This is a genomic window from Xenorhabdus poinarii G6 (genome assembly GCF_000968175.1).
Lineage (GTDB): Bacteria > Pseudomonadota > Gammaproteobacteria > Enterobacterales > Enterobacteriaceae > Xenorhabdus > Xenorhabdus poinarii.
Window position 1 is genome coordinate 617,511 of the sequence record NZ_FO704551.1, and the last position, 12,090, is coordinate 629,600.

10 protein-coding genes are annotated in these 12,090 nt (G+C 47.0%); 5 read left to right on the top strand and 5 right to left on the bottom strand.

Annotation, left to right across the window (positions count from 1 at the left end):
- Nucleotide 1: 1 nt before the first annotated feature.
- From pcnB to sfsA, 4 genes are all read right to left on the bottom strand, one after another.
- A complete protein-coding gene (gene pcnB, locus XPG1_RS02720; RefSeq protein WP_231853038.1) occupies nucleotides 2-1,357 on the bottom strand; it encodes a polynucleotide adenylyltransferase PcnB in 1,356 nt (451 codons plus the stop codon).
- Between the two features lie 300 nt (nucleotides 1,358-1,657).
- The gene (gene gluQRS / locus XPG1_RS02725; protein ID WP_084717254.1) at nucleotides 1,658-2,578 is read right to left on the bottom strand and encodes a tRNA glutamyl-Q(34) synthetase GluQRS; all 921 of its coding nucleotides are present in this window, start codon (nucleotides 2,576-2,578) and stop codon (nucleotides 1,658-1,660) included.
- A 25-nt stretch (nucleotides 2,579-2,603) separates the two neighbouring features.
- A complete protein-coding gene (dksA, locus tag XPG1_RS02730; protein WP_045957723.1) occupies nucleotides 2,604-3,059 on the bottom strand; it encodes an RNA polymerase-binding protein DksA in 456 nt (151 codons plus the stop codon).
- A gap of 196 nt (nucleotides 3,060-3,255) precedes the next feature.
- Nucleotides 3,256-3,966: a DNA/RNA nuclease SfsA gene (gene sfsA, locus XPG1_RS02735; RefSeq protein ID WP_045957724.1), complete on the bottom strand. Its 711-nt coding sequence runs from the start codon at nucleotides 3,964-3,966 to the stop codon at nucleotides 3,256-3,258.
- Nucleotides 3,967-4,119: 153 nt separating this feature from the next.
- On the opposite strand from sfsA, the gene hrpB reads away from it, so the two are divergent.
- The 4 genes from hrpB to ymcF all read left to right on the top strand — a co-directional run bounded on the left by hrpB (nucleotide 4,120) and on the right by ymcF (nucleotide 10,004).
- The gene (gene hrpB, locus XPG1_RS02740) at nucleotides 4,120-6,666 is read left to right on the top strand and encodes an ATP-dependent helicase HrpB (RefSeq protein ID WP_045957725.1); all 2,547 of its coding nucleotides are present in this window, start codon (nucleotides 4,120-4,122) and stop codon (nucleotides 6,664-6,666) included.
- A 56-nt stretch (nucleotides 6,667-6,722) separates the two neighbouring features.
- Entirely contained in the window at nucleotides 6,723-9,206 is a 2,484-nt protein-coding gene (gene mrcB / locus XPG1_RS02745) for a bifunctional glycosyl transferase/transpeptidase (protein ID WP_045957726.1), read from the top strand.
- Between the two features lie 456 nt (nucleotides 9,207-9,662).
- On the top strand, nucleotides 9,663-9,875 hold the full coding sequence (cspE, locus tag XPG1_RS02750; protein ID WP_045957727.1) for a transcription antiterminator/RNA stability regulator CspE: 213 nt from the start codon (nucleotides 9,663-9,665) through the stop codon (nucleotides 9,873-9,875).
- A 6-nt stretch (nucleotides 9,876-9,881) separates the two neighbouring features.
- Nucleotides 9,882-10,004: a cold shock small protein YmcF gene (gene ymcF / locus XPG1_RS18830; protein ID WP_231853075.1), complete on the top strand. Its 123-nt coding sequence runs from the start codon at nucleotides 9,882-9,884 to the stop codon at nucleotides 10,002-10,004.
- 158 nt (nucleotides 10,005-10,162) lie between these two features.
- Here ymcF and hemL read toward each other — a convergent pair whose 3' ends face one another.
- A complete protein-coding gene (gene hemL, locus XPG1_RS02755; protein WP_045957728.1) occupies nucleotides 10,163-11,446 on the bottom strand; it encodes a glutamate-1-semialdehyde 2,1-aminomutase in 1,284 nt (427 codons plus the stop codon).
- A 275-nt stretch (nucleotides 11,447-11,721) separates the two neighbouring features.
- On the opposite strand from hemL, the gene erpA reads away from it, so the two are divergent.
- Nucleotides 11,722-12,066 (top strand): iron-sulfur cluster insertion protein ErpA, encoded by a 345-nt coding sequence (gene erpA, locus XPG1_RS02760; protein WP_045957729.1) that lies wholly within the window; start codon nucleotides 11,722-11,724, stop codon nucleotides 12,064-12,066.
- Nucleotides 12,067-12,090 lie beyond the last annotated feature (24 nt).

The window sequence follows — 12,090 nt, forward strand, 5'->3', positions numbered from 1 at the left end:
ATTAATCGTTATTCCTATTGTGATTAACGGGTCTACGACGGGAGCGTATTCTGCGGCGAATGGGTTTGTTGCCCAGTTTTGATATCATTCCACGTTGTTGTGGCGGTGTTGATTGTTGGAACTCCCCCCACCATTGCACCAAGTCTTTCAGTTCATGGCGTAGCTCAACATCAGCACGTAATTCCAGTAAATCATACGCAGCTCGGAACTTTGGATGTTCCATCAATTTATTGGCCTGTTTTCCCTGACGATGTGGCAGACGAAGTTGAAGCGACCAGATATCACGCATGGTGGTGGTATGGCGTTTTGGGATCGCAATGGAACGACACTGTTCGTTAAGGATATCATCGGTTGCTAACGAAAAGGCCTGGTTATACGGTAATCCACCTTCCTGAGCCAGTTTTTCGGCGTGTTCAAGCAGCGGATACCATAGCATAGCTGCAAATAAGAAAGCGGGATTCACCTTCTTGTCATTTTGCAAACGAAGATCCGTATTTTTCAGTACCTGTATCAGCAATTTTTCCATGGGAGCATCACCACCCTGGGTGAAACCACGTTGAATAATCGGAAATAATGGCTGGAACAGATGATATTCGCGCAGCAGTTTATAGGTCTGATAGCCCTGACCTGACTGTAGCAGTTTCAGGGATTCTTCAAACAAGCGTGCCGGTGGAATATCTTTTAGCAGGAAGGCAAGACGCGGAATTGGTTCCGCCGTGTTAGGTTCGATGGTCATGTCCAGTTTACTGGCGAAGCGGACAGCCCGTAACATACGGACAGGATCTTCCCGATAACGGGTTTCAGGTTCCCCTATCAGGCGAATGATGCCCGCGTTCAGATCGGCTAGGCCACCAACGTAATCCCGCAGCGAAAAATCTTCAATGCCGTAATAGAGGCTATTGATTGTGAAATCGCGACGAACTGCATCTTCTGCCACTGAACCGAAAATATTATCGCGCAGCAACATCCCGCTTTGGGCTTTATGCGACTGATTCCGGTCGTTGGTTTCAATGTGATCATGTGGCCCACGGAAGGTGGCAACTTCAATCACATCAGGGCCAAACATAATATGGGCGAGGCGAAAACGGCGCCCGATGAGACGGCAGTTACGGAACAATTTACGGACTTGTTCAGGTGTGGCATTCGTTGCTATATCAAAATCTTTGGGTTTTTTGTGCAGCAATAGATCCCGAACCCCGCCACCAACGAGATAAGCTTCAAAGCCTGATTTATTCAGGCGATACAGCACCTTCAGCGCATTATCGCTAATGTCCTTACGTGAAATAGGGTGTTGCGCTCGCGGGATCACCGTGATAGGGGCGTCCGAAGGCTTTTCCTTTGCGGGCTTTTTCTTCATATTGTCGTTTGCGGCATGTGATGAAGATGAATAACTCCCTCTGCGGTGTTTGCGCAGAGAACTGCTCTTTATTTGAGCAGAATGGTCAGATACGGTGACTGGCCTTTCACTGACTGCCTGAGTGTCGCGTTTTGTCTTGTTATCGCGGGTTAGCAAATTACGGCAGAAAGTTGCTACTCGGTTAAAAATGGTACACCTCGATAGTCACTAATCAATTAAAACAGAAAATAGCCGCCAATCATAACTTACTGAACATTTTTTGAGAATGCTTACAGTACCAATAGAAAGACTTTATTTAACTCAGCCTATCGGTTGTACTTTTGGCGGAACCGCGGATATCGTCCAACCAACAATAGCCTGCTGTAACAGTTGATCGGTGGTGAGATCCTGCCAGCCCGCAATAGCCGGTTGATTCAAAAATGATAACGCATCAATAATCAATGGCCTTGGATCATCCAATGGGATCGGTTGGGCATGATTTTGCTTAGACAGTTTATTTCCCTCGTGATTGAGTACGAGAGGTAAATGAACATAATCTGGTGTTGCAAAATTCAAATGCTGATACAGCGATAGCTGTCGAACCGTCGGTTCAATTAAATCAGCGCCTCTGACAATTTCGGTGACACCTTGATAGTTATCATCAATAACAACGACAAGATTATAGGCGAATAAACCATCTTTGCGATAAATAATGAAGTCTTCTTCAGCCATTTCAGTAGGGACGGTAATATTTCCCTGCAATTTATCGTAAAAATGATAAACCGGATGGTGTTGTTTTAGACGAACAGCGGCTTGGTGATCAGGCCGATGTAAATGCCGACAATGGCCATGATAGAATCCTCCAATTTGTTGAATATATTGGCGGGTACAGGTGCAACAATAGCTATCCCCTTGCTGTTTTAATTGATTGAGAATGGCACGGTAAGCGTCATGGCGCTGAGATTGATAGAGTACTTCGCCATCCCAATAAAGCCCGTAATGTTCAAGGGCGGTCAATATTCGGTCAGCGGCGCCGGGAATTTCCCGCGGGGGATCAATGTCATCAATCCGCATCAGCCATTTTCCATCACAGGCACGCGCTTGCAGATAACTGCCCAGTGCTGTCACCAAAGAACCAAAATGGAGATCGCCAGAAGGGGATGGCGCGAAACGCCCGACATATAACGGGGCATGGTCAGATTGCGTCATAGCAGATTCAATATATAGGGAGTACGGCGTCATATAGCGCCGTACTTAACCCTATTCGTTAGCCAGCCATTTGTTTTTCACGAATTTCGGCCAACGTTTTACAGTCAATACATAAATCGGCTGTTGGGCGGGCTTCTAAACGGCGGATACCGATTTCAATCCCACAGGATTCACAATAGCCGAAGTCCTCTTCTTCAACTTTTTTCAGTGTTTTTTCGATCTTTTTGATCAACTTACGCTCACGGTCCCGATTGCGTAATTCAAGACTGAATTCTTCTTCTTGTGCCGCACGGTCAACTGGATCAGGGAAGTTTGCTGCCTCATCTTGCATATGAGATACAGTACGGTCTACTTCATCCCTGAGTTGATTGCGCCATGCTTCCAGAATCAGCTTGAAATGCTCTAACTGGGCATCGTTCATGTATTCTTCGCCTGGCTTTTCCTGGTAAGGCTCAACCCCAGCGATGGCGAGAATGCTCAAGGACGAGGTTTTACGTTTTTGCCCTTCTTGCATAATGCTTCTCCTTACACACGCACTATCAAACGAACCCCCCAACAGTAGGGGGAAAAAAATAGGCCGCTATAAATAGCAGATGACTGCGAGGTTGGCAATTGTTCCTGCCATTAGTTTTGCAATGGTGTGAAGGCAGGCATGTTTACTGCCTAAATATCTCGCAAAACTTGTCTCGTTATCAGGATCTGTTCACAAATTATCCTATTGATACAAAAGGTAATTTGTCACATAGCACCATCCTGTTTTCTGTCATGCTGGCCTTATAACAAATGACTTCGACCCCGGATTGAACTGCTTGTTCCAACAGAAAAGCATAATCACGGTCAATATGTTTTGCTGCCGCAACCTGATTGATGCCAGAATGTAAAACAGCAAATAACAAGACAGCACGTTGCCCTTGTTGTGCTATCAATGATAGCTCACGTAAATGTTTTTGCCCCCTAATTGTGACGGCATCGGGAAAATACCCATATTGTTCCTGCAACAATGTCACTGACTTGACCTCAATATAGCAATTAACTTGTTGTTTTGACTGTAACAATAAGTCTATGCGGCTTTTCTCTTTTCCATAGCGAATTTCACGACTCACCTGCTCATATCCAGATAATTCCGAAATGCTGTTTTGTGTGATCGCTTGATAGGTTAATTCATTGGCTCTGAGTGTATTAACACAAATCCAGTGGCCATCTTGGGTCTGTGTCAGCTCCCAACTGTTCGGGTACTTGCGTTTGGGATTATCTGATGTGGAATACCACACGGTATCACCCGGTGTGGCACATCCTGTCATGGCACCGGTATTGGCGCAGTGTATCGTGAGCGTTTCTCCTGCTGGTGTGAGGACATCCGCTAAAAAGCGCTTATAGCGGCGGATTAAGGTAGCGGGTTTCAGAGGGGGTGAAAATTCCATAAACGTTCCTTTATGAGCCGTGATCGAACACGTTCAGAAAACGAAAATATTCTGCCATTGACAGATTCAATGACCTGAAATTCGATGAAATGAAATCAAAGATGCTAATGCTACAATGGCATTCATTGAAAGTTAATCCATTAGGGTGATCCTGTGTCATTACCAATTTATGACGTCGTAGAATCCGTGATCGCTGCCTTGCAAACGTCGAAACACGTGTTATTACATGCGCCAACGGGGGCGGGAAAATCAACGGGGTTGCCGTTGTCAATTTTACATCAGGCACAATTCACGGGGCGCATTATCATGTTGGAGCCGCGGCGCATTGCGGCTCGCAGTGTGGCTGAACGATTGGCTGAACAACTCAATGAACCTGTTGGTATGACGGTTGGCTACCGGATGCGATCGGAGAGCAAAGTCAGCGCTTCTACCCGCCTTGAAGTCGTGACGGAAGGAGTTTTGACGCGAATACTTCAACACGATCCGGAATTAAATGGCATTGATCTCGTGATCCTTGATGAATTCCATGAACGCAGCTTACAGGCCGATCTTGCTCTGGCTCTGTTATTGGATGTACAGGCCGGGTTACGTGATGACCTGCGGATTTTGGTGATGTCTGCGACATTGGATAATCAGCGTCTCTCTTCATTATTACCCGATGCCCCTGTGATTGTGTCAGAAGGGCGCAGCTATCCGGTAACGAGGTCATACCATCCTCTTCCACCACATCAGCCTTTTGAACAATCCGTGGCCTCGGCGGTGTTGAGATTATTGCAGCAGGAACCGGGATCGTTATTGCTGTTTTTACCCGGCGTCGGTGAAATTCAGCGGGTGTTGTCGCAATTGGAAGGCAAAGTTAATGACGATACGCTGTTGTGCCCGTTGTACGGCGCTTTGTCGTTATCTGAGCAACGCCAGGCAATTGCGCCAGCACCAGCGGGTCTGCGTAAGGTCGTGTTGGCGACGAATATTGCAGAAACCAGTTTGACGATTGACGGTATTCGTCTGGTCGTAGACAGTGGACTGGCGCGTATCAGTCGGTTTGAACCGAAGAGTGGCCTGACCCGCTTGATGACGCAGCGTATCAGCCAGGCATCAATGGTTCAGCGAGCCGGACGTGCCGGCCGCCTGGAGGCGGGTGTGTGTTGGCATTTATTCAGTCAGGAGCAGGCAGAAAGGGCGAGCGAACACAGTGAACCGGAGATTTTGCATTCAGATCTCAGTAGTTTGTTGCTCTCGTTATTACAGTGGGGATGTCGTGACAGCCGCCAACTGAATTGGTTGGATAATCCCCCAACGTCAGCATTAACGGTCGCAGAATCCCTGCTATTGCGACTGGGAGCATTGGATGATCATCGGCAATTGACTTCCCGTGGCTGGCAAATGGCAGAATTGGGCAGTGAACCGCGGTTGGCGGCGATACTGTGTTCAGGTAAGGAATTGTGTTCAGGTAAAGCATCGCCTGCGGGTAAAGATCATGAAGATAAAGACCGCGATGATGCCGCGCTGATAACAGCAGCGAAGCTGGTCGCCATTCTGGAAGAACCCCCGCGTCGTGGACAGCCGGATCTTCTCCATTGGATGATGACGAATCCGCGTCATTGGCAACAACGAACGCATCAGCTTGTCAGGCGTCTTGCCGGCAGACGGGTAAATCAACGTAATAGACGACACCTTGAAAACCTATCTGAAAATATCAGGTTAGATCTTGTGCCTGAACTATTAGTACAGGGGTTTTCCGATAGGATTGCTAAACAGCGTGATAATCTTGGGCGTTTTCAGTTAGCGAATGGTTTGGGCGTGGCGCTGGAGCGTGAAGAGGCGCTTTCGGGAGAGGCTTGGCTGGTTATTCCTTCACTCCATTTTCTCTCATTAGCGCCAGGGAATACGTCCCCTGATGCTCGTGTTTTGCTTGCTTGCCCGCTAGAGATTGAACAAATCAAAAAACAACATCCACGGTTGTTTACTGAGCATACAAGTGTAGAGTGGGATAATCATAAGGGTTCATTACGGGCATGGCGGCGTTGGCAATGTGGTCGGCTGATTGTCAAAGCACAGCCTTTGGCAAAACCGTCGGCAGCGGAATTACAGGAAGCTTTACTGAATTGGGTCAGGCAGGAAGGTTTATCGACATTAAATTGGTCACAAGACGCGTTGCAGTTGCGTATTCGTTTGCAAAGGGCAACAGAATGGCTACCGGAAGAGGAATGGCCTGTAGTGGATGACGAAGCGTTGTTGGATTCCCTTGAACAGTGGTTGACGCCAGCCTTGGAAGGTGTTGATGATTTGAAAGGGTTACGCCAGATTGAATTGTCATCCTGTTTAATGGGTTTGCTGAACTGGCAGCAGCGGCAGATACTGGATAATGAATTGCCGACTAATTACACTGTGCCAACGGGTAGCAAGATTGCTATTCAGTATTTTAACGATAAGCTCCCGGTGCTGTCTGTCAAGATGCAGGAAATGTACGGAGAGCAGCAAAATCCGACATTAGCAAAAGGGCGGATTCCGGTTGCGATTGAGTTGTTATCCCCTGCCCATCGACCATTACAGATCACGCAAGATCTCACCGCGTTTTGGCGGGGAGCTTATCGTGAGGTACAAAAAGAGATGAAAGGGCGTTACCCCAAACATTTATGGCCGGATGATCCGGCTAATACCGCACCGACGAGGCGCGTGAAGAAATATCTGTCTTTGTGAAGTGAGTTACCTGTATTGAACAAATCGGTATTTAACAAAGAATTGGAGAATTCGGTATGTCTGATGATGATCGTCAGCCAATCGGACGCAAGGGTAAAAAATCAGGACTTCGTCGTGGATGGGCGTCTAAAAAACGCGATCGGCGGGATCACTATGATGATGAAAATGATGATTTTGACGACGATGAGGATGAAGTCATGACTGACAAAAGGAAGAACACCCACAAGTCTGAGGCCCGGCAGTCTAAGAAAGGTCGTCGCCGGTTTTTGTGGTTGCTACTGAAAATCGTGATTGTATTGGCCGTGCTGACGGTCATATATGGTTTCTATCTGGATAATAAAATTCGCCAGCGTATCGACGGTAAAGTCTGGGATTTACCCGCGGCGGTGTATGGTCGGGTGGTCAGCCTTGAGCCGGGAATGAATTACAGCAAAGACGAAATGATCCGTTTGCTGGAAGGTATGCAGTATCGAAAAGTAACGAAAATCATGCGACCAGGTGAATTTGTGGTCAAGGGGAATCGTATTCAAATGTTACGACGCCCGTTTGATTTCCCTGACGGTAAAGAAGGGCAAATTCAGGCGCGATTGACGTTTGATAATAATCATCTTACCGACATTGAAAACATGGAAAACCAGCGTCAGTTTGGTTTTTTCCGTCTTGATCCGAAATTAATCACGATGATGCAATCACCGAATGGTGAACAGCGTTTATTTGTCCCGCGTGATGGTTTTCCCGATTTGTTGATTCAGACGTTGCTGGAAACGGAAGACCGCTATTTCTATGAACATGATGGGATCAGGCCGCTTTCTATTTTCCGCGCTGTATTGGCTAATTTGACAGCCGGTCGCACGGTGCAGGGAGGAAGTACCCTGACGCAGCAGTTAGTGAAAAACTTGTTTCTTTCCAATGAACGTACCTTGAGCCGGAAAGCGAATGAAGCACTGATGGCCGTGCTAATGGACGCCCGTTATAGCAAGGATCGCATTCTTGAACTGTATTTGAATGAAGTGTATTTGGGGCAAAGTGGTGACGAGCAGATCCGGGGTTTCCCGCTGGCAAGTTTGTACTATTTTGGCCGTCCAATTGATGAATTGAGTCTGGATCAGCAGGCATTACTGGTGGGAATGGTCAAAGGGGCTTCTTTGTATAACCCATGGCGCAATCCTAAAATCGCACTGGAGAGACGTAATGTCGTTTTGAAAATCCTTCAGAATCGCAAAATCATCGATCAGGAACTGTATGATCTGCTGAGTGCCCGCCCACTGGGCGTCAAACCGAAAAGCGAATCGATCACACCGCAACCGGCCTTTATGCAGTTGGTACGTCAGGAATTGCAGGAAAAATTGGGCGATAAGGTTAATGATCTGTCAGGTGTGAAAATTTTCACCACGTTAGATCCGGTTTCGCAGGATGCCGCGGAAAAAGCCGTGGAAGAGGGGGTTGCCGCATTACGGGTATCGCGTCATGTCCCTGATCTGGAAGGTGCGATAGTCATCGTTGACCGTATTAGTGGTGAAATTCGTGCGATGGTGGGCGGGGCGCAACCCCAATACGCTGGATTTAACCGGGCATTGAATGCCCGGCGTTTGATTGGTTCTCTTGCTAAGCCAGCCACTTATCTGACGGCACTGAGTCAGCCGGATAAATACCGTTTTAATACCTGGCTGGCAGATGAACCTATCTCCATTCCTCAGGCAGGGGGTAAGCCCTGGGAGCCGAGGAACTTTAGTCGTACTTTCAGTGGGCGTGTCATGCTGATTGATGCGTTAGCGCGTTCGATGAATGTACCGACGGTCAATCTGGGGTTGGATGTTGGGTTAGATCACATTGCCAATACCTTGGTTGCGCTTGGTATTCCCGCGAAAGAAATTCAGCAAGTGCCGTCCATGTTGTTAGGTGCGATGAACCTGACCCCAATGGAGATGGCACAAGAGTTTCAGACGATTGGCAGCGGTGGTAATCGGGCAAAACTTTCCGCATTGCGCTCTATTCTTGCCGAAGATGGTACGGTTGTTTACCAGAGCTACCCACAGGCGGAACGCACAGTCCCACCACAGGCTGCTTACCTGACATTGTACGGTATGCAGCAGGTTGTGGAGAGAGGCACCGGGCGGGCGCTGGCCGGAAAATATGGCCAATATCATCTGGCCGGTAAAACAGGAACGACCAATGATCTGCGCGACAGTTGGTTTACTGGCATTGATGGTAAGGAAGTCGTGGTTGTTTGGACTGGACGTGATGACAACGGCCCAACTAAGTTAACCGGGGCGACAGGAGCGTTGAAAATCTATCAACGTTATCTGGAAAATGGGACGCCATTGGCACTGAATAATTCTCCACCGGAAGGCATTGTCGACATGTCAGTCAATGAGGATGGTAGTTTTAACTGTGACGGCGGGGGTATCAGGGTATTGCCAGTTTGGACTGATGCTCCACAAAGCTTGTGTCAGCAATCGGTATCACAGCCCATCGAGGAAGGTAAAGAAGAAGCGCCCGATTGGTTGCGTGAGATGTTTGGCCAGTCATCGCCGCAGTAACAATCGCAGCTATCATTAGCGATAAAATAGGATGCCCTATCCAAAATCATGGATAGGGCGTTTAAATCCTGCAACGTACTCACTCCCCAAACACTTAAAAAGATAACGGCTAAGATCGTGAACGAGCTTAGGGTCAGAAACAATATACGATTGTTGAGGATTTTCAGCCGCCGGGTCAACCCACTGATTAAAAAGGAATCAATAACAAGGGGGGAAAATAACAAAGAAAAATAGCAAATAAAGTTTGCTATATCAGCAGAGATATGAGTTAATAGCGTCATCGGTTTGGAAGTGCAGACCTATTTATGACAAGCAAGTTTAAAGCAGTTCACCATTTAGCGTTATCCATGATATACCTTCATTGCGAATTCCTTCTAATTAGTTCCCATAAGTAAGTACATTAAAAACAAACCTCATCCCGCCTTATGGCAACGTAAAAAATTTAAAGGAACTCCTATGTCCAATACAATGACTGGTTTAGTAAAATGGTTTAATAACGATAAAGGCTTCGGTTTTATCTCTCCAAAAGATGGCAGCAAAGATGTGTTCGTTCACTATTCTGCAATCCAAAGTAATGATTTCAAAAGCTTAGACGAAGGCCAGGAAGTTTCATTTACCATCGAAAAAGGTATGAAAGGTCCAGCTGCTGCAAATGTGGTAGTGCTCTAAGGCGACATCTATTTCAGATGTCCATGCTGTAAAGGCTCGCAGTATCGGAGATATCTCTTTGATGTATCAAAAAGTAATCCATACGGAGCAAGATGCATTTTTTGTAAATCGGTTATGTTGCCTGTTTAACTAGGCGTATCATCCGATAATGAAACCTCGCAAACGCGGGGTTTTTTATTGCCTGAAAATCAATAAGGCAAATAAGCGGTCACCATTCGGGTGATACCCGCGTTGGGAAAAAATTTCTCAGACACCACAGGATTGTCGCGCCTGAGAAAGTCCAACTTTTATTTCAGTTTTGCAAAACAGCGTGCTGCTGCATCAACCGTGCGTTGAATATCTTCATCTGAGTGAGCAATGGACATAAATCCTGCTTCAAATGCAGAAGGTGCTAGGTAAATACCTTCATCCAGCATTAAGTGGAAGAATTGCTTGAAGCGTTCTACATCACATTGCATGACATCCTGATAGCAGGTAACACGTTCTGCATCGGTAAAGAAAATACCGAACATGCCACCAACGTAGTTAACCACCAACGGAATGCCTGCTTTTGCCGCGGCATTTTTTAACCCCGTTGCCAGATTATGCGTCAGTTCATTTAAACGCGTATGAACACCTGCTTGGGCAACTTCTTTCAAACAAGCCAGCCCGGCAGCCATAGCAATGGGATTACCAGAAAGCGTTCCTGCCTGATAAACCGGGCCGGTTGGTGCCAGTTTTTCCATAATGTCAAGACGGCCACCAAAAGCACCGACAGGCATACCGCCACCAATGATTTTACCGAGAGAGGTGAGATCGGGTTTAACATTGTAATACGCTTGTGCCCCACCTAGTGCGACTCGAAATCCCGTCATTACCTCATCAATAATGAGCAAAGCGCCAAATTCATCACATAACTTACGCAAACCCGGCAGAAATTCCGGCTGTGGCAGAATGCAGTTCATGTTACCCGCGACAGGTTCGACAATAATACAGGCGATCTCCGCCGGGTATTTTTCGAAAGCCTCACGGACGGAATTCAGATCATTGTAGATGCAGGTCAGTGTGTGTTTTGCAAAATCGGCAGGCACGCCAGGCGAGTTTGGCTGACCCATCGTCAGGGCACCCGAACCGGCTTTTACCAGCAAACAATCAGCATGGCCGTGGTAGCAACCTTCGAATTTAATAATTTTGTCACGTTGAGTATAACCGCGAGCCAGACGAATGGCGCTCATTGTGGCTTCTGTACCTGAATTCACCATCCGAACACTATCCATGGAAGGCATCAGCTCGGTAACCCGTTTTGCCATCTCGACTTCGGCCGCGGTGGGTGCACCAAAGCTCAAACCACGTTCAGCAGCTTCAATAACGGCATTGCGGATCGCCGAGTGATTATGCCCAAGTATCATTGGTCCCCATGAGCCGACATAATCGATATAAACATTGTCATCAACATCATAAAGGTAGGCACCGTCGGCACGTTGAATAAAAATCGGTGTACCACCAACACCATTAAAAGCACGTACAGGTGAATTGACACCACCGGGGATCACCTGTTTTGCCTGAGAATAAAGCGTTTCGGACTGACTCATTGATAAAAGCTCCTGAAAGATAACGGTATATACCCCCATTTTCCAAGCAGTGGCTTGAAATCCATTGGGCATAGAGACGAGAATGCCATTCTAAAGTACCCTGATAGGGAAGCCAAATTCTCAAATGGAGAAAGGGGGGAATGGTGTGTTGTCACATTCGTGTGGCAAAACTTGAACGAATTAGTCAGGTATTAGATAATCGCGGCTAACTGATCAGAAAGCACAAAGAAGACTTTCCGAGAATTATGACCGGAAAACCGGACTGGAGTAAAAATATGAGCGATGATGCTGCACTGCCTTTGCAGTTTACTGATGCCGCAGCCAATAAAGTCAAAATACTGGTTGCTGATGAAGATAACCCGAACTTACGTCTGCGGGTCTATATTACCGGTGGCGGTTGTAGCGGCTTCCAGTATGGTTTCACTTTTGATGACCAAATTAACGAAGGTGATTTGACGATCCAAAAACAAGGGGTTGAGCTGGTGATTGATCCAATGAGTCTGCAATATCTGGTAGGCGGTTGCGTAGATTACACGGAAGGATTGGAAGGCTCGCGTTTTATTGTGACCAACCCGAATGCAAAAACCACCTGTGGTTGTGGTTCTTCTTTCAGTATCTGATTGAAAGATGAACTGTTGTCATGA

What these genes read in the sequence shown, in the direction of transcription:
- pcnB (WP_231853038.1), bottom strand. Translation starts at nt 1,357, where the DNA reads ATGAAGAAAAAGCCCGCAAAGGAAAAGCCTTCGGACGCCCCTATCACG.
- gluQRS (WP_084717254.1), bottom strand. Translation starts at nt 2,578, where the DNA reads ATGACGCCGTACTCCCTATATATTGAATCTGCTATGACGCAATCTGAC.
- dksA (WP_045957723.1), bottom strand. Translation starts at nt 3,059, where the DNA reads ATGCAAGAAGGGCAAAAACGTAAAACCTCGTCCTTGAGCATTCTCGCC.
- sfsA (WP_045957724.1), bottom strand. Translation starts at nt 3,966, where the DNA reads ATGGAATTTTCACCCCCTCTGAAACCCGCTACCTTAATCCGCCGCTAT.
- mrcB (WP_045957726.1), top strand. Translation starts at nt 6,723, where the DNA reads ATGTCTGATGATGATCGTCAGCCAATCGGACGCAAGGGTAAAAAATCA.
- cspE (WP_045957727.1), top strand. Translation starts at nt 9,663, where the DNA reads ATGTCCAATACAATGACTGGTTTAGTAAAATGGTTTAATAACGATAAA.
- hemL (WP_045957728.1), bottom strand. Translation starts at nt 11,446, where the DNA reads ATGAGTCAGTCCGAAACGCTTTATTCTCAGGCAAAACAGGTGATCCCC.
- erpA (WP_045957729.1), top strand. Translation starts at nt 11,722, where the DNA reads ATGAGCGATGATGCTGCACTGCCTTTGCAGTTTACTGATGCCGCAGCC.